This is a genomic window from Roseobacter weihaiensis (assembly GCF_020622345.1).
Taxonomy (GTDB): Bacteria; Pseudomonadota; Alphaproteobacteria; order Rhodobacterales; family Rhodobacteraceae; genus Roseobacter; species Roseobacter weihaiensis.
In genome coordinates, this window is sequence record NZ_JACNMO010000003.1 from 265531 (window position 1) to 282606 (window position 17076).

Below are 17076 nucleotides of genomic sequence, written 5' to 3' on the forward strand. Positions count from 1 at the left end.
ATCCACCTGTCAATAGCTCGCCAAAGGCTGGTGAGGTCGCCTATCTCCCTTGACCCAAGCTTTGCGAGTATGTTTGTGTACGAATGAAAATTGCCGAAAGGGAATTCCTTGGAAAAACTTGTCATACGAAACATCGGCCAGATTCTCTCTGGCAAGCTCGAAGAGCCCGTCTTTGATGGCGATTGCATGATTGCTATCGACGGCAAAATCAACGACTGGGGGCATGAGAAAAACCTCGATTGCGACGCGGCGACGACCGTGGTGGATGCCAATGGTGTGACGCTGGCGCCGGGTCTGATCGACAGCCACGTCCACCCCGTTGTGGGCGACTACACGCCACGCCAGCAGCAGCTTCACTGGATTGATTCGACCCTTCATGGCGGGGTCACGACGCTGATATCGGCTGGCGAAGTGCATATGCCCGGCCGTCCCAAAGATGTCGTGGGCCTCAAGGCCATGGCGATTGCCTCCCAGCGCTGGTATGAGAACTTCCGCCCCTCCGGCATGAAAGTTCATGCGGGCGCCCCTGTGATCGAGCACGGCATGGTCGAGCAGGACTTCAAAGAAATGGCAGATGCAGGGGTCAAACTGCTGGGCGAGGTTGGCCTTGGCACGGTAAAGGACGGCAAAACCGCGCAGCAGATGGTGAGTTGGGCCCGCAAATACGGGATGCAAAGCACCATTCATACCGGCGGGCCCTCCATACCCGGTTCCGGCTTGATTGACGCGGATATGGTGATGGAAACCGGCACGGATGTCATCGGTCACATAAACGGCGGCCACTCTGCCCTGCCAGACGATCAGATCATCTGCCTGTGCGAAAGCTGCAAGGCCGCGTTTGAGATTGTACACAACGGCAATGAGCGGGCGGCTGTTCTGACGGTGAACACGGCACGTGAACTGGGCAAGCTCGATCAGGTCATCCTTGGGACCGACGGACCTGCGGGGTCGGGCGTGCAACCCCTGGGCATTCTGCGGATGATCGCGATGCTCTCGGCCTTCGGCAACGTCCCCGCAGCAGAGGCGTTCTGCTTTGGCAACGGCAATACGGCGCGGCAGCGGAAACTCGATACAGGGCTGATCGAGAAAGGGTATTGCGCCGATTTCGTATTGCTGGATCAGGCACAACATGCACCCGGTAAGAGCATGCTGGAGTCGGTGCAGTTGGGCAATCTGCCCGGCGTCGGCATGACCATCATCGACGGCGTCATCCGCTCCGAACGCTCGCGCAATACCCCGCCCGCGCACCGCTTGCCGGAACACATCGCATGACGGCCCCCCTGGCCGGGCTGAAGGTTGTTGAACTGGCACGGATTTTGGCGGGTCCCTGGATCGGCCAGACGCTGTCAGACCTGGGGGCCGATGTTCTCAAGGTGGAAAGCCCGCAGGGGGACGATACCCGCACCTGGGGACCCCCCTTCATCGCGCGCAAGGACGACACATCCGCCGCCTATTTTCACTGCGCCAATCGCGGAAAACGCAGCATGGCCGTGGACTTCAACAATACCACCCACATGGCCCGCCTGAAAGCGGAGATCGCCGAGGCCGATGTTCTGATCGAGAACTTCAAGGTCGGGGGGTTGCGCAAGTTCGGCCTTGATTTTGAGAGCCTGCGCGAGGCGCACCCCCGGCTGGTCTACTGCTCGGTCACCGGGTTCGGACAGGATGGGCCCTATGCGCACCGGCCGGGATATGATTTTCTGATCCAGGGCATGTCCGGTATCATGAGTTTGACGGGCGAACCTGACCAAGATCCGCAAAAGATCGGCGTTGCTTTCGCCGATATCTTTTCCGGCCTTTACGGTGTGATCGGGATTCAGGCGGCCCTGTCCGACAGGGCTGAAACCGGATTAGGCCAGCATGTGGATATCTCTCTTCTGGATTGCATGACCGGCGTTCTGGCCAACCAGGCCATGAACTATCTGGCAACCGGCACCGCACCGACACGTCTGGGCAACGCGCATCCGAATATTGTTCCTTACCAGACATTTGCAACAAATGACGGGCACATCATTGTGGCCTGCGGCAATGACCGCCAATTCAAGGCGCTCTGCAAGGTTCTGGCGTTGACGGACCTGGCCGCTGATGACCGGTATGCGACAAACCCGGCGCGCGTTGCCCATCGGGAAATCCTCATTCCTGTTTTGGCGCGCGCGCTCAAAGCATGGACAAAAGCAGATATCCTGTCAGCCCTTGAAACCGCGCAGGTTCCGGGCGGCCCCATCAATACGGTCGAAGACGCCCTGGCGGATCCTCAAATCAAACATCGACGCCTGCAAATTGCGCCGGAAGGCGTGCCCGGAATACGGACACCGCTTACGTTTTCGCGGTCGACTCTCGCGCTTGATCGTGCATCACCAGCAAAGCCAAAACCGATGTGATCCCCCATTTCACGAAATCTTCTTGAGCAGCTCAAGAAGTCTTTTCTGTTCAGCAGGTTTAAGCGGTGACAGCGTTTCCTGCGTGATGATCCGCCCATCTTGCCTGAGACCGTCTATCATCCGAGCGCCCTGCTTGGTCAGCGAAATGATGGACCGGCGCTTGTCATTCGGGTCGGGGTTGGTGGCCAGAAGTCCCTTTTGCTTGAGGCGATCCACAACACCTTTGATCGTGGCAATATCCATCGCGGCCAGACGGCCCAGATGGTTTTGCGACACGTCCCCATGCTCTGCCACACGGATCAGGGTCGTAAACTGCGTTGGCGTCAGGTCCTCGGAGATATTGTCCTGAAAAATTCCGGCATGCCGCTGGCTCACCAATCGCAGCAGATAGCCCACCTGCTCATCCAGTTGGTAGTCGGAAATCTCGGGCTGGGGCTTCGATAATGTCTCCATGTCGAAGTTTAGGTCTTATCCAGAGACAAGCGCAAGGCGACATTTGCGAAGAGGGTCATCGCAAACCATCTTTTCCTTCCGCCTGGGCATGAGTCAAGCCACCGACACGCGGCAGGGGCCGACCGCTGTCGGTCACGGCGACGGCGACCATAATCTCGTCGCGGCGCGGCGCGTCGTTCAGGCGCACCTCAATGCCGTCGAAATGGCTGCGCACATAGGCCGCATCCTTATGCCCCAAAGGCACATCCAGCACCTGACCGGGGCTGCCCATTTTCTTGGACGATGGCACGAGCGCCGCGCCCTTCTCAACCTCGGCCCGCAGCGGGGCGCCAAGTTTCGGATGCAGTATGGCGGCAGCATGCTCCAGCTCACCTTTTTCACCGACCATGGCGGATTTGCCGTAGCTTTCGGCCTGCGCCGGCGTGATCCCCAGTGCCTCGACGCATTTCCGCCCCAGCAACGCGCCGAGTTCCGCGCCAATCTCCATCAACTCTGAAAGATCCTCCTGGTAAACACCCGCAAAGGGGTTTTCGATCACGGCCACCGCAACAGCCTTACGCGTCGCCGGCGTAATCTCACGCCCGATCTCGCGGTGTGTCTCTTCCACATTGACGGCAATCTTTCGGATCTTCACGCTCATCTCAAACCGTCCTTTCCCACGATGTCTTCTGCCGCCAGCCCGCCCATCCGGTTGTGGATGCGGCCCCCGGTGGTCATCACCAGGATCAGCGCCATCTCACCCGCTTTCGGGGCATCGTTGAGGCCAACTTCCATGGTGTCGAAATGGCTGCGCACATAAGACGCGTTGATATGTGTAACCGGCACGTCAAGGCGCCCGCCAACGCCGACAACCTTCTTGTTCGACGGCACAATCGCATTTGAGTTGTCGAGAATCTGGCGCATCGCGTAACCGCCCGGCACATGCCAGAGCGCGCCATGTTCCAACTCGCCCGCCTCCCCGATCATCGCGCCCTTGCCGTAGCCTTCGATCTGGTCGGCACCGCCAAGCAGATCGACCAGCCGCTCGGCCATCGCGAGGCCCAAGGGTTTGAGCTCTTCCATAAACCATTGGATATCAGGCTCGTAGCGCCCGGCAAAAGGGTTGTCGATAACGGTCATTCCGGCGGCACGCCGCAGGCTCTTGGGCGGCAACGGCCCCCCTTCATGGAAGATTTCTTCAACCGAATAGGCCGTTTTTCGGATAGACACATCAGGCATAAAGAAACTCCGGTTTTTGACTTGGCAGCATATGTTCGTTGGTTGTCATGACCTGACCTTGCAGGAAAATACCTGCCGCGCAGATCATGTTTTGAGATTGAAAGGCAAGCGCGCAATCCTTGCCGGCCTGCAGCGCGGCCTGACGGTCAAAGGCGGACAGCTTAGCACATCCGACCACAACAGGCTTGTCCCCCAGATCGCTGTCCTCTGTGATCGCATTGGCCGCCCGCCGGGCAATTCCGGGATGTCCAGGAAGGTCAACCGCATTGCCGATCAGGGTTGCCGCAGCATCGGCCTGCGCGGCTGACGCGGCCAGCACCGTCACACTATCCGCGATGCCCAGGCTGAGGCTACGGCCATGTCGTCCGCTGGTGGCAATACCGCCAATGCCATCCTCGGCGGCCACCGTGAGACGCCCGAGGTCCTGCCCGTCATGGGTTTGCATGGCGGTGGTGAAGGCTGTGCCCGGTGCCAGATGCAAGGCGATGTCTCCCCCGTTGTTCACATAGGCCCGACGAAGCTCAGCGGCATGCGTCATGGCCAGCAGCACCTCATCCGCCACCGCCCCGGCGACTGCCGCCATGCGCGTCACATAGGCGGAACCGCAAAGCGGCAGGGCTGCATCATGCATCCGCCGTGCGACCGCTCCTTCGGGGACGGACGTCATGGCGCTCATGGGGGCTCGCAACGCGGGCAATTCAGCCACAAGCTCATCGAGAATTGTTGCAAAACGACAGGTCGCGGCCTCAAATGCGGTTTGCCGTTGCCCGTCTGCCCCGATGATCAGATCAATTGGCCCGTGTTGCAGATGCAGACGGGCGCCGTCGGGCAGCATGTTGGCTGTTGGCCCCATGGATCAGGACCTCTTGGACCAGCGATAGTTTTCATGGGCCATCGGATCTCGGGCGTTGGGGTTTTGCGAGACCTGACGCGTGGCGTCCCGGTTCACCTCCGAGACCTTTTTGAGATGCTCCATATGGCCGCCCAGCGTCTGATAGTCGCTCACCCGCAGGGTAAATTCAATGGGGGCCACGAGCGCCGGGGTGGGCACGTAACCGAAGGATTGCGTCGGCATATCCAGCACGTCGACCATGACGGTGATGCCCCCTCCCGGCCAGACATAGGCATTGGCCCCGCCGCAGGACACATGGGTGAGGGATTCCTTCACCGAACGGGTCAACCGGACCGGGTTTTCGGTCACACCCGCGCGCAGGCTGCCACCCGCTCCCCCCATGAAAAGCACCGAGCAGACAGAAGGTTCGCAGTTTTCGGCAATGAGATCGGCAGAGGCGGCCAGGGGCGCAGGTACGTCCTTCTTTTGTGGAACGAGCGCTGCGTCAAGCTCGTAGTAGGCCACCTGCTCCCCGGTCGTGGAGACCATCAACAGCCGCAACCCTTCCCAGGCGATCTTGGGGTTGAAGGGCCCCAGGATTCCGAGCGGATCGTCGATGTCCGTTCCGCCCCATCCGGTACCCGGATTGGCCACCTGGAAATACCGACCCGGCGTCGAGCGACGGCCGAGTATTTTGATGCCCGTGGCAGGCACATCCAGTTGCTTGCCGGTTTCATGCTCCGACAAAACGCCGGTGATGTGGTCATCAACCACCACAACCTCGTCCGCGTGCCCGATCCACTGCTTGGGGAACATCCCGATGGTGGCCGATCCACAGCCCACCCGCATCAAGCTTTCCGTGACACCATTCACAATCGGCGGCTTGCCGGCCTCAACCACGACCTCGGTCCGGTGTTCGCCCTCGCCCACCGTCATCGTGACAGCTTCGCGGTTGCACAGGCGCATCAGGGCGTCGCAGGTCACCCGCCCCTCTTTCTTGCTCCCCCCCGTGAGATGTTCCACCCCCCCCAGGGACAGCATCTTTGACCCGTATTCAGACGTCATCACGTGGCCGATCGGCTCGCCCTCCACCCGGACCACATCACGTTCATGGCCAATGTGGCGGTCGGTGTCGATCTTCACTTTCACGCCGCAGTAACTGAAAATACCCTCGGTCACGACCGTGACCATATCCACGCCGTCCACCTCCTGGCTGACGATGAAGGGCGCCGGTTTGTAATCGGGATAGGTGGTGCCCGCACCGACAGCGGTCACGAAGGGGCGGTCTCCCTTGACGATGTCGCCGTCCCAACCCTCCTGATCCATCCCGCTCCCCATGAAGGGGACAAGCTTCTGATCGGTGCCCTGAATGATCGTCAGCGGGTCCAGCCGGACAAGCGCGCCGCCATGGTTGGCGTAGCGGTCACAGGCACCGGATTTACCGTCTGCGATGTAACACATCACCGGACAGGCGTCGCAGCGGATCTTTTCTGGATTATCTGCGGTCGTCATGACGCCCCTTTGAGGATCGCTGCGCGCACGCGGTGAGGTGTTGCCGGCACCTCAAAAACCCGCACGCCGGTTGCATGTTTGATGGCATTGAGAAGCGCCGGTGCGGTCGGGATCAGGACATGTTCGCCCAGCCCCTTGGCCCCGTAGGGCCCATGTTCATCCGGCTCTTCGATGATGATGGTGTCGATTGGCGGAATATCTCCGATGGTCGGGATCAGGTAGTCATGCAGATTTTCTGTCACGCCGGGAATATACTCTTCCATCAGGGCCATGCCGAGGCCTTGCGCGATGCCACCATGCACCTGCCCTTCGACCAGCATCGGGTTGATGGCCTGCCCGACATCATGGGCCGCCACGAACTTGAGGGGTTTGACCGTGCCCAGGGCCGTGTCAACCTCAACGACCGCCAGATGGGCCGCGTAGCCGAACTGCGCATAGGGGCTGCCTTGTCCGTTTTCATCCAGGGGCTTGGTCGGGGGATCATAAGTCTCCTCCTCCCGGAGCACGAAGCCCTCTGCATCCGCAGGCAGCGACGACAGCTCCAGATGATGCCGCCCCGCCCCATCCGTCGCCACGATCCGGGCACCTTCGAGCGTCAGGCTGGCGTCTTCACCGACATTGATTTTTTCAAGGATACGGGCCCGCAATGCCGTGCCCGACAAGCGCGCCGCATTGCCGGACACAAATGTCTGGCGAGAGGCCGAGGTCTTGCCCGCATCCGGCGTGACATCTGTATCGGCTCCCACAAGGACAATGTCCTGAATGGGCATGCCGAGGGCCGTCGCGAAAATCTGAGTGATCACGGTGTTCGCCCCTTGGCCGATGTCCATGGCCCCCTGATGCAGGATGACCCGCCCATCTGCCGTGACACCGGATTTGATGGTGGAAGGGTTTGGCAGCGAGGTATTGCCACAGCCATACCAACCGGCAGCAAGGCCAACCCCGCGCTTGAGCGTCTCATGCTCGGCGTTGAAGGCATCAGCCTGGGCACGTTCGGCATCCCAGGCATGCTGCAGGGCCTCAAGGCAAGCCTTGATCCCGACGCCCTGGCGAAAGACCTGGCCACAGACCGTCGGCACATTGTTGTCCAGCGCATTCAAAATGCGGAAGTCCAGCGCGTCCATGCCCAGTTTCTCGGCCAGCTCATCAAAGAGACATTCCTGCGCAATAGCCGATTGAGGCACACCGAATCCCCGGAACGCCCCGGCGGGCGGGTTGTTTGTATGAATACCCTTGGATTCCGCACGGTAGTCGGGGACCGCATAGGGCCCCGAGGCGTGCACCGGCACGCGTGTGGCCACGGTTGGCCCCCAGCTTGCATAGGCACCCGTATCGAAATCACCTTTGAAATCAAAGCCGCATATTTTACCATGCCTGTCGGCACCAATCCTCAAGATGATGTCCGAGGGATGGCGCTTGGTCGAGCTTTGCATCGACTCGGTCCGCGTGTAGCACAATCGAACGGGCCGACCGGTCTTCATGGCCCCGAGGGCCAGATAGGGCTGCACTGAAATATCCAGTTTCGCCCCAAACCCGCCACCTACGGCGGTCGGCACAATACGAATTTGCGATCGGTCCATGCCGAGGATTGCCTCAAGACTTTCCAGATCCATCACCGGCGCTTGCGTACAGGCATGAACTTCGACACGGCCCTCCACCATCTGCGCAAAGCCCGCCTCGGGTTCAATATAAGCATGTTCGACAAAGCCGCTGCGGAAACGCCCCTCTACGGTCATCTCCGCCTCCGCCAGGCGTGCTGCCGGGTCGCCGCAGGTTACAAATCCGCCACACATCACGTTGCCGGGCCGTCCGTCATGCAGTTGTGCGGCCTGGGCACTTTTTGCAAATGGCACGTCTCGGGCAGCCGGAAGCTCGGTCCAGGTGACGGGAAAGTCAGCCGGGTCAAAAGCCGCGATGATCTCGGGCCGGGCAATGACTGCCGCGACAGCTTCCCCCCGGAACCGCGTCTCTTTTTCGGCAAAGACAGGCTGATCCACGAATTGCGGGATCACACCGAACAGGTTCTCGCCGGGCACGTCATCTGCGGTCAACACCGCCTCAATCCCCACAGCCTCCGCAAAGGCGTCGAGATTGCCAATGGAGAACGCAGCCCGGGCAAAGGGCGAGCGGATGATCAGGATCTCCAGGCAGGACAAGGGCGCGACATCGTCGCCGAAGACCTCCTCGCCGGAGATCTTGGGGAGGCCATCGAGGCGCGGAATAGAGGTGCCAAGCGCACCGTCGCCTTGCCGTGCGATCGCAGGAGCCTGCGTCACCGCGTCCAGAATTTTCCGGTAGCCCGTGCAGCGGCACAGCACACCGCCCAAGGCATCCTGCACCTCTTGCAGTGTCGGTGTCGGTTTTTCCCGCAGCAAGGCAACCGCAGACACCATCATCCCCGGCGTGCAAATGCCGCATTGTGCAGCCCCATGATCCTGAAAGCTCTGCGTCAGGGATTTGGCGTGCGGGTCGCGCCCGTGCAGACCGGCCAAGGTCTCTACCCGGCGCCCCTCCGCCTGATGGGCTGCCATGAGACAGGCGCAAACCGGCTGGCCATCAACCAAGACCGTGCACGCCCCGCAATCGCCCGCATCACAGCCGATCTTGACATCGCGCGCATCGAGCCCCTCCCGCAGCATCGCTGAGAGCCGCTGCCCCGGCGTGGCGGGTGCTGAAACTTCAGTGCCGTTCAACTCAAATGAAATGGCCATTGATGGGAAATGCTTGTTCATACCGCGCCTGCCCTCAAGATCGCCCGTTTGCACTGCTCTTGCGCCGCATCCAGCCGGTAGGTTCCGCTGCCCCGCACATCGTCAATCGGTGACAGGGGCGACAGGTGCGCTGTGCTGACCGTGACATCCTGCAATCGCTTGCCAAGCAAATCGGCTTCGAGCGCCGGCAATCGCTGCGCCACCGCCGAACACGACCCGACAGCGACACGCGCCTGCGCAATGCGCCCTTGCGCGTCCAGTAAGATATTGGCGGCGGTCATGCAGATCGAGATCACCAGATATCGGCGGCTGCCCAGCTTTTCAAACGCGGATCTGGTGCCTAGCGCTTGATCCGGGATCAGGACTGCGGTGACCAGCTCGTCCTCTGCCAGGGTCGTCTTTCGGACGCCCTGGATGAATTGCGACAAAGCCAAGACCCGCGTTCCGCGCGCCGCACTCGCGATCTCCACACGGGCATCAAGCGCCAGCAAAGGCGGCACACCATCCGCCGCCGGAGAGGCGTTGCAAAGATTACCGGCGATTGTGCCCGCGTTCTGAATTTGCACACTTCCCACCTCGCGCGCTGCTTCCTTTAAGCCGTCAAACGCTGCAGGCAGCTCCGCCCTGACGATATCGGTCCACGTGGTCGCAGCCCCTATTCGGGTCGTCCCGTCGCCCCGCGTGATCCCTCCAAGACCCGCGATCCGGGTCACATCAAGGAACGCAGACGGCAGTTGCCCCTGTTGAACTGCCGGAAACACATCCGTCCCGCCCGCGATCACTCTGAATGCGCGCGTTTTCAGCGCATCCAATGCAAGCTCGAGATTGTCCGGGCGTTCAAAAGCCAAATCGACCTCCATATCGTTTGTATACGAATGATAGTAGGGCAGCATTTCTCATGTCAACAGGATTGTAGAGCAGCCGCACGCAAACAGGCCGTTGCAGAGATGTGCTGCCAGTTCCACGAGCCCGAAGCGAAGAAATGATAGCGTCGCTTTACCCTGAATGTCCGGGGAGCCGGTCGTTTCTGCCGGCCCCCCAAATGATCGCATCTTGACCGTTGCTGTGCTGCAAACGGCTGCTCAAGCATGGAGATCAGGAAGTCGGGGACCGTGGAGCGGCGCCCCCTTGTCGCTGCCGAAGTCCGCCAGATGAGGCCGAATGCTATTCGGCTCGGGGTCGCGATCCATGGACAGCGGTAGATGATGCTGCAGCGAGAACTCATAGAATGAGGCGGCATGCACCTGCCTCCTCGGGCACCCCCATGATCGGCTTAGAAGTCTGCCTTCCCATCCTGGTTCCCCACGTGTCCTCGTGACTTGTATCTGGCCGCGGGGCAATGGGGCGAGGGTGTCGTTGTTCCCGGACCAAGACACGTCACCGTGCCGGATCGTTCCAAGTGCAATGGGATTGGCTTTTGAAACTCGGCACTTTGAGAAGCCCGGGAATGGATAGGCGCCTTTCGGCCAATGCTTTCATACACTACTCTACTCAGGGTAGTTTGTGCTAACCTGCTGTAAGAACGTTCGGAAAGGATTCGAAGGTGTTATTTTTGCTTGCTTTTTGTTGCTTCCGAGCGTGACACTCATAAACATAAAACAACACGGAGAGTATCTTGACGCAATTCTACATTCTGACCGCCTCAACTGTGCTGACAATGGCCCTGAGCACCGCCGCATGGTCTCAGGAAACGCATCCGGTGACCGGCGACAAGCTCGCAGAGGATCAGACCTTCAGTTACAGGCTTCTCGATCAATTCCCTTCAATCGACCCCCAGCTTGTCGAGGAAGTTGAAGGCGGCCATGTCTCGAGACAGTTGTACGAGGGGCTCCTGACCCAGAATGCGGATGGAACGCTGCGCCCGGGTGTTGCCGAAGAGTGGTCATCGGAAGACAATAAAACCTGGATTTTCAAACTGCGCCCGGATGCCAAGTGGTCGAATGGCGACCCTGTGACCGCGCATGACTTTGTCTTTGCCTGGCGCCGTGCCGCCGACCCCGCCACGGCCTCCGAATACGCCTGGTATGTGGAATTGGCCAAGATCGAAAAGGCAGCTTCGGTGATTGCCGGAGAATTAGAACCCGAAGAACTGGGCGTTCGCGCGATTGATGACCAGACACTGGAAGTCACACTGGGACAGCCGCTCCCCTATTTTCCGCAGATGACGGTGCACTATACGTTCATGCCGACGCATCAGCCCACCGTTGAGGCACATGGGGCCAATTGGACCAACCCCCGGAACATTGTCAGCAACGGGGCCTACACACTCGAAGAAATGGCGGTTAACGAGTTTTTCCGTCTGAAAAAGAATCCCGAATACTGGGGCGCCGATGATGTGATAATCACCGAAGTGACCGGCTATGTGATAAACGACGTCAATCAGGCGCTGAACCGGTTTCAGGCCGGTGAGTTTGACATGATGGATGAGCTGCCCGCGGGCAGCTATCCGCGGCTTGAAGCCGAAGCGCCCGATGTGGCCCATTCCGTGCCGCGGCTGTGTTCCTATTATTACACCGTCAATCAGTCCGAGAGCGGGCACGAGGCGTTGAAAGATCCGCGCGTGCGCACGGCGTTGAGCTACGCGATAAATCGCAGCGTGATCACCGATCAGGTGCTTCAGGCGGGACAAGCCCCTGCCTACAGTTTTACCCATTGGGCCACGGCCGGATTTGAACTGCCTGACATCGAATACGCGAATTGGTCGCAGGAGGAGCGCATGGCGCGCGCGATGGAGCTGATGGTGGAGGCAGGATATGGGCCGGACAATCCGCTGGAGCTTGATCTGATCTACAACACTTCGGAAAATCACCGACAGATCGCAACTGTGATCAGCCAGATGTGGCGGCCCCTGGGCGTGACCACGGTGCTCAGCAACTACGAATGGCAGTCCTATCTGGACATCCGGGGCAATCAGAATTTCGACATCGCGCGATCCGCCTGGTGCGGCGACTACAACGAGGCGTCGACCTTTCTCGATCTCTTGACCTCGAACAACGACAACAATGACGGCAAGTACAACAACCCGGAGGTCGACCGCCTGATGGAAGAGAGCCTGACCCAGGCCGACCCGCAGCCGACATACACGCAGGTGGAGAAGATCCTGGCCGAGGATATGGCGATCCTGCCGATCTATCACTACACCCAGAACTTTGTACTGGACCCGAGCATTCGGAACTGGCCGATGGAGAACGTCGAGAACAATTGGTACGTGCGCGATATCTACCGCGCCGCTGCTGAATAGGCCGGTCTGGGGCGGGTGACCTGACCCGCCCCAAGCCCGGACGTCTCCGATGCTCGTTTTCATCATCAAACGCCTTCTCGTCGCGATTCCGGTTCTGTTGATCCTGGTCGTCGGCACTTTCATCCTCATGTACACCGCACCCGGCAGCCCCTTTGCCACCGAAAGGGGTATCCCCCCCGCCGTGCTGGCCAATCTGGAGGCGCAATACGGGCTGGATCAGCCCTTTGTCGTGCAGATATGGCGCTATATCACCGGGATCGTCACCGAATTCGATTTCGGTCCCTCCTTCATCTACCGCGATCAGAATGTGAATGACCTGATTGGTCAGGGGTTTCCCGTGACCCTGACCTACGGGTTCTGGAGCTTTGTGGTCGCCGTCATCATTGGCGGTGCGCTGGGAATCCTGGCAGCAGTCAAGCATAACACCTGGCTTGACTATCTGGCTGTCGGTATCTCGATCGGGGCGCAGGTTCTGCCGAACTTCGTGCTCGCACCAATCCTCGTACTAGTCTTTACGCTCTGGCTCGGCTGGTTGCCCGGTGGCGGTTGGCAGGGTGGGCAATGGCAATATATTATCCTGCCGGTGATCGCGCTCTCCACCAGTTTCATGGCGTCCATCGCGCGGATTTCCCGTGCCTCCATGCTCGAAGTACTGACGTCGAACTTCATTCGCACCGCCCGTGCCAAGGGCCTGCCGATGCACCGCGTGATCTTTCGCCATGCGCTGAAACCTGCGCTGCTGCCGGTGATCTCCTATCTCGGACCCGCCTTTGTCGGCATGATCACCGGGTCGGTGGTGATCGACATCTATTTCTCAACCGGCGGGATCGGACAGTTCTTCGTGGCCTCCGCCCTCAACCGTGACTACGGCGTGATGATGGGGATCACGGTGCTGCTGGGCACGCTCACCATTCTTTTCAACCTGCTGGTCGATATCCTCTACGCATGGATCGACCCGAAAATCCGGTATTGAGGCGATGATAGCAACAAAATCCGTCGCAGATGAGCTTGCCGCAGCGGCCCCGATCAAGGGGCGGTCGCTCTGGGCCGACGCGCGCGCGCGGTTCTTTCGGAACAAGGCTGCCGTCGCCGGGCTGATCGCGCTGGTCTGCGTCATGCTCTTTGCGCTGATCGGCCCCTTCATCTCACCCTGGAACAACGAGGACATCGACTGGAACGTGCTGGGCAACGTGGCGGAGGCAGGACGCCCGTCGCTGGAGACCGGTCACTGGTTCGGTACCGACGCGCTGGGGCGCGATCTCTTTGCCCGTACCGTTCAGGGCACCCAGATTTCCCTGATGGTGGGCATTGTGGGCGCGCTGATCTCGGTGATTGTCGGCACGCTCTACGGCGCGGTTGCAGGCTATTTCGGTGGCCGTATCGACGCCATCATGATGCGCACGGTCGATGTGCTGATGTCGATCCCTTACATGTTCGTCCTGATCCTGCTGCTGGTGGTCTTCGGGCGCTCCATGCTGATGCTCTTCATCGGCATCGGGTTGGTCAGCTGGCTCGACATGGCGCGGATCGCGCGCGGCCAGACCCTGTCGCTGCGCAGCAAGGAATATGTCGAGGCCGCGATTGCCACGGGCGTGCGCCCCTTCACGATCATCCTGCGCCACATCGTGCCGAACCTGCTCGGCGTTGTGATCGTCTATGCCACGCTGCTGGTGCCGTCGATGATCATCTATGAGAGCTTCATCAGCTTTCTGGGGCTTGGCGTGCAGGAGCCGCTGACGTCCTGGGGCGCGCTGATCAATGCCGGGGCCGCAGAGATGAACAAGAGCACACTCTGGATGCTTGCCTGGCCGCTGTTTTTCTTTGTCATCACGCTCTTTGGATTTTTCTTTGTCGGCGACGGCCTGCGCGATGCGCTCGATCCGAAGGATCGGTAGCGCTCACCTTGTCCCGAAGGATCGGTAACATGAATAATTTCCCAAAGGATCTGTGAACTATGGCCCTGCTTGAAGTCGCGGACCTGCGCGTGAGTTTCGACACCCCGGACGGGACGGTGCATGCGGTCAACGGCATGACGCTGTCACTGGACGCCGGACAATCCCTTGCCATTGTCGGCGAAAGCGGGTCCGGCAAGACGCAACTGGCCTTTGCGATCCTCGGCCTTCTTGCCAAGAACGGCCAGGCGACCGGCAGTGTACATTTTGACGGCCAGGAGATTCTGAACCTGCCCGAGCCGAAGCTGAACAAGGTCCGCGCCAATGAGATCGCGATGATCTTTCAGGACCCGATGACCTCGCTCAACCCCTACCTGCGGGTGGGCGATCAGATGGCCGAAGTTCTGATGCTCCACCAGGGTACCTCAAAGCGGAAGGCGCTGGATGAAAGCGCCAAGATGCTGGATGCAGTGCGCATTCCGGATGCGCGGTCACGCCTGAGAATGTACCCGCATGAGTTCTCCGGCGGCATGCGACAGCGGATCATGGCAGCCATGGCGCTGCTGTGCCGCCCCAAACTGCTGATCGCGGATGAGCCGACAACGGCGCTGGATGTGACCGTGCAAAATCAGATCATGGAACTGATTGCCGACATTCAGCGCGATTTTGACACCGCGCTGATCCTGATCACCCATGATCTGGCGATTGTCGCCGGGGCGTGCCAACGCACCCTTGTGATGTACGGCGGACAGGTGATGGAGATGGGCACGACCGACGATGTGTTCGAAGCGCCGTCACACCCCTATACGCTCGGGCTTCTCAATGCCGTTCCGCGTCTCGATATCCCGCAGGAGGCACTGCAGACGATCCCCGGCGATCCGCCCGATCTGACGCGGTTGTCACCGGGTTGTCCGTTCAGCCCACGCTGCGCGTTCGCGGATGGTCCCTGCCGCGAAACCATGCCCCCGCTGGAGGGCTTCGGACAGGGGCGCTTGCGGGCCTGCCATGCTGATCGGGAGACCGTGACATGAGCGCCCCGCTGCTGGAGGCCGAAGAGGTCAGCGTTACCTTCGATGTGCCACGCGCAGGCGCCTGGCCCTGGACACCACCCGACAGGCTGCAGGCGGTCAAGGCAGCTTCGATCACGCTGGAGCCCGGCAAGACACTTGGCCTCGTGGGGGAAAGCGGGTCCGGCAAGTCAACGCTGGCACGGGCCATTGTCGGCACGGTTCCGGTCAGTTCGGGCCGCGTGCTCTGGCGCGGGCAGGACTGGGCTGCGGCAAGCCCAAGGCAACGGCGCGCGCATGGGCGTCATGTTCAGATGGTGTTTCAGGATCCGCTGGCCGCGCTGAACCCGCGGATGAATGTGGGCCAGGTGGTGGCCGAGCCGCTGGTCACCCATTTCCCGGAGATGCCAAGGAGCGAAGTGCGCAAGAAGGTCGGCGCGATGATGGAGCGCGTCGGCCTGCTGCCGTCACTGGTCAACCGCTATCCGCATGAGTTTTCCGGCGGCCAGTGCCAGCGCATCGGGATTGCGCGGGCGTTGATTACCGAACCCGATCTTGTGATCTGCGATGAGCCGGTCAGTGCGCTGGACGTGTCGGTGCAGGCACAGGTCGTGAACCTGCTGCAGAGCCTGCAGCGGGACATGGGATTGGCGCTGATGTTCATTGCCCATGACGTCAGTGTGGTGCGGCATATCTCACATCGGATTGCGGTGATGTACCTGGGCCGGATCGTGGAAACCGCGGAGGCCTCGGAGCTGGTCGAAAACCCATGCCACCCCTACACGCGTGCATTGATCGCATCGGTTCCGATCCCCTCCCCCAAGGCCGAACGCGCCCGTCACCGCCCGGTCTTGCAGGGCGAGCTCCCGTCGCCCCTTGCTCCGCCGTCAGGATGTATCTTTCGGACGCGGTGTCCGATCGCACGCGACACCTGCGCGCAGGCTGTTCCGGAATTCAATGACATCGGCGGGCAGCATTACGTCGCCTGCCCCTATCTCCCGGGGTCGAGCTGACGCGGCTACATCCTTGCAGACCCTCTTCAGGCTGCCATCGTAATCCGCAATGGGGATCATGAAGACGCGAAGTATCTGCTGTGAAAGACCACCAGCCAGATCAGTCGCCGAGAGGCATTGACTGGCAGGGGGCGGGATGGGCTGTGCTCTTTGGATACATCGTCTTCCAAAGCAAACTCATGGAACAACACCCCTTGCTGCAAAGGGGGATGCGGGTATTGATGATGAACCGGGTGATCAGATTGCCGTCTGTGAAATCGAGCGGTTAACGCCCACTTTTATCGGCTTTGCCAAACCGGCGGATCGGCTGGATGCGTCTGAGGCTTTCTTTGCTTTTCATTTATTTAGCCTCGCCATGTTGGATTGCGAAACTCAACCGGCGGCCCCGGTTGCCAACGCCGGAGATCAAATGCCCTAGATCAGAAAGCTCGACTGTGTCGGCTTCCCGGTTTCCGCAGAGATGGATAGCAATGCAGAAATTTGCCAGCCCTGAGCCGTAACAGTTGATCAGTATGCGGGCAGAAGCTTAGCATAAAATGATCAATATGAAACTATTTTCCGACTTTCGAATTCCAGGTCGACGTCGTTTCTGACGCGCTCTGTCCGTGCTGTTACATCGATTCTCCCAACGACGTCACTTTACCAGCCCTATCGGATCAGTTGATCTTACTATTGTTCTGCTCCAGATATAGAGATTTTTCTTCTGGCTGTCCCACTCTGAGCGCAGAGTTTCGGAATGCCAATTTTTATCAAAATGATAAAAAAGTTGACTCTGCAGATTTCAAAAAATATCAAAGTGATAATTTTAATCTGCTG

Annotated in this window: 15 protein-coding genes; 8 read left to right on the forward strand and 7 right to left on the reverse strand. The window is 59.9% G+C overall.

Annotated features, from left to right (window positions below; all coding sequences use genetic code 11):
• The first annotated feature begins 108 nt into the window (after nucleotides 1–108).
• Nucleotides 109–1272 (forward strand): amidohydrolase family protein, encoded by a 1164-nt coding sequence (locus H7847_RS05500; protein ID WP_227268382.1) that lies wholly within the window; start codon nucleotides 109–111, stop codon nucleotides 1270–1272.
• Nucleotides 1269–2381, forward strand: a complete 1113-nt coding sequence (locus tag H7847_RS05505) for a CaiB/BaiF CoA transferase family protein (RefSeq protein ID WP_227268383.1) — start codon at nucleotides 1269–1271, stop codon at nucleotides 2379–2381. The genes H7847_RS05500 and H7847_RS05505 overlap by 4 nt, the downstream gene beginning before the upstream one ends.
• 9 nt (nucleotides 2382–2390) lie before the next feature.
• On the opposite strand, the gene H7847_RS05510 is transcribed toward H7847_RS05505, so the two are convergent.
• From H7847_RS05510 to H7847_RS05540, 7 genes are read right to left on the reverse strand one after another with little or no spacing between them, the layout of a single operon-like run.
• Nucleotides 2391–2834, reverse strand: a complete 444-nt coding sequence (locus H7847_RS05510) for a MarR family winged helix-turn-helix transcriptional regulator (RefSeq protein WP_227268384.1) — start codon at nucleotides 2832–2834, stop codon at nucleotides 2391–2393.
• A gap of 55 nt (nucleotides 2835–2889) precedes the next feature.
• Nucleotides 2890–3474 carry an amino acid synthesis family protein gene (locus H7847_RS05515; protein WP_227268385.1) on the reverse strand — a complete coding sequence of 195 codons (585 nt, stop codon included), beginning with the start codon at nucleotides 3472–3474 and terminating at the stop codon, nucleotides 2890–2892.
• Nucleotides 3471–4052: an amino acid synthesis family protein gene (locus H7847_RS05520; protein ID WP_227268386.1), complete on the reverse strand. Its 582-nt coding sequence runs from the start codon at nucleotides 4050–4052 to the stop codon at nucleotides 3471–3473. Before H7847_RS05520 ends, H7847_RS05515 begins: the two co-directional genes overlap by 4 nt.
• Nucleotides 4045–4905 (reverse strand): UPF0280 family protein, encoded by an 861-nt coding sequence (locus tag H7847_RS05525; RefSeq protein ID WP_227268387.1) that lies wholly within the window; start codon nucleotides 4903–4905, stop codon nucleotides 4045–4047. The genes H7847_RS05520 and H7847_RS05525 overlap by 8 nt, the downstream gene beginning before the upstream one ends.
• A gap of 3 nt (nucleotides 4906–4908) precedes the next feature.
• Nucleotides 4909–6396, reverse strand: coding sequence for a 6-hydroxynicotinate reductase (locus H7847_RS05530; protein ID WP_227268388.1), 1488 nt, complete (start codon nucleotides 6394–6396; stop codon nucleotides 4909–4911).
• The gene (locus H7847_RS05535; RefSeq protein WP_406675969.1) at nucleotides 6393–9128 is read right to left on the reverse strand and encodes a molybdopterin-dependent oxidoreductase; all 2736 of its coding nucleotides are present in this window, start codon (nucleotides 9126–9128) and stop codon (nucleotides 6393–6395) included. The genes H7847_RS05530 and H7847_RS05535 overlap by 4 nt, the downstream gene beginning before the upstream one ends.
• Complete coding sequence (locus tag H7847_RS05540; RefSeq protein WP_227268390.1) at nucleotides 9125–9955, reverse strand: FAD binding domain-containing protein; 831 nt, start codon at nucleotides 9953–9955, stop codon at nucleotides 9125–9127. The genes H7847_RS05535 and H7847_RS05540 overlap by 4 nt, the downstream gene beginning before the upstream one ends.
• A gap of 767 nt (nucleotides 9956–10722) precedes the next feature.
• On the opposite strand from H7847_RS05540, the gene H7847_RS05545 reads away from it, so the two are divergent.
• The 6 genes from H7847_RS05545 (at nucleotide 10723) to H7847_RS05570 (ending at nucleotide 16678) form a co-directional block, all read left to right on the forward strand.
• Complete coding sequence (locus tag H7847_RS05545) at nucleotides 10723–12348, forward strand: peptide ABC transporter substrate-binding protein (protein WP_227268391.1); 1626 nt, start codon at nucleotides 10723–10725, stop codon at nucleotides 12346–12348.
• 49 nt (nucleotides 12349–12397) lie between these two features.
• Nucleotides 12398–13321 carry an oligopeptide ABC transporter permease OppB gene (gene oppB, locus H7847_RS05550; RefSeq protein WP_227268392.1) on the forward strand — a complete coding sequence of 308 codons (924 nt, stop codon included), beginning with the start codon at nucleotides 12398–12400 and terminating at the stop codon, nucleotides 13319–13321.
• Between the two features lie 4 nt (nucleotides 13322–13325).
• On the forward strand, nucleotides 13326–14243 hold the full coding sequence (locus tag H7847_RS05555; RefSeq protein WP_227268393.1) for an ABC transporter permease subunit: 918 nt from the start codon (nucleotides 13326–13328) through the stop codon (nucleotides 14241–14243).
• Nucleotides 14244–14302: 59 nt separating this feature from the next.
• A complete protein-coding gene (locus H7847_RS05560) occupies nucleotides 14303–15271 on the forward strand; it encodes an oligopeptide/dipeptide ABC transporter ATP-binding protein (protein ID WP_227268394.1) in 969 nt (322 codons plus the stop codon).
• On the forward strand, nucleotides 15268–16260 hold the full coding sequence (locus tag H7847_RS05565; protein ID WP_227268395.1) for an oligopeptide/dipeptide ABC transporter ATP-binding protein: 993 nt from the start codon (nucleotides 15268–15270) through the stop codon (nucleotides 16258–16260). The genes H7847_RS05560 and H7847_RS05565 overlap by 4 nt, the downstream gene beginning before the upstream one ends.
• Before the next feature lie 136 nt (nucleotides 16261–16396).
• Nucleotides 16397–16678, forward strand: coding sequence for a hypothetical protein (locus tag H7847_RS05570; protein ID WP_227268396.1), 282 nt, complete (start codon nucleotides 16397–16399; stop codon nucleotides 16676–16678).
• Nucleotides 16679–17076 lie beyond the last annotated feature (398 nt).

Excerpts from the sequence above, each read along its gene's own strand:
- H7847_RS05505 (WP_227268383.1), top strand. The coding sequence starts at position 1,269 with ATGACGGCCCCCCTGGCCGGGCTGAAGGTTGTTGAACTGGCACGGATT.
- H7847_RS05560 (WP_227268394.1), top strand. The coding sequence starts at position 14,303 with ATGGCCCTGCTTGAAGTCGCGGACCTGCGCGTGAGTTTCGACACCCCG.
- H7847_RS05570 (WP_227268396.1), top strand. The coding sequence starts at position 16,397 with ATGGGCTGTGCTCTTTGGATACATCGTCTTCCAAAGCAAACTCATGGA.
- H7847_RS05530 (WP_227268388.1), bottom strand. The coding sequence starts at position 6,396 with ATGACGACCGCAGATAATCCAGAAAAGATCCGCTGCGACGCCTGTCCG.
- H7847_RS05535 (WP_406675969.1), bottom strand. The coding sequence starts at position 9,128 with ATGAACAAGCATTTCCCATCAATGGCCATTTCATTTGAGTTGAACGGC.
- H7847_RS05520 (WP_227268386.1), bottom strand. The coding sequence starts at position 4,052 with ATGCCTGATGTGTCTATCCGAAAAACGGCCTATTCGGTTGAAGAAATC.
- H7847_RS05565 (WP_227268395.1), top strand. The coding sequence starts at position 15,268 with ATGAGCGCCCCGCTGCTGGAGGCCGAAGAGGTCAGCGTTACCTTCGAT.
- H7847_RS05525 (WP_227268387.1), bottom strand. The coding sequence starts at position 4,905 with ATGGGGCCAACAGCCAACATGCTGCCCGACGGCGCCCGTCTGCATCTG.
- H7847_RS05515 (WP_227268385.1), bottom strand. The coding sequence starts at position 3,474 with ATGAGCGTGAAGATCCGAAAGATTGCCGTCAATGTGGAAGAGACACAC.
- H7847_RS05510 (WP_227268384.1), bottom strand. The coding sequence starts at position 2,834 with ATGGAGACATTATCGAAGCCCCAGCCCGAGATTTCCGACTACCAACTG.
- oppB (WP_227268392.1), top strand. The coding sequence starts at position 12,398 with ATGCTCGTTTTCATCATCAAACGCCTTCTCGTCGCGATTCCGGTTCTG.
- H7847_RS05555 (WP_227268393.1), top strand. The coding sequence starts at position 13,326 with ATGATAGCAACAAAATCCGTCGCAGATGAGCTTGCCGCAGCGGCCCCG.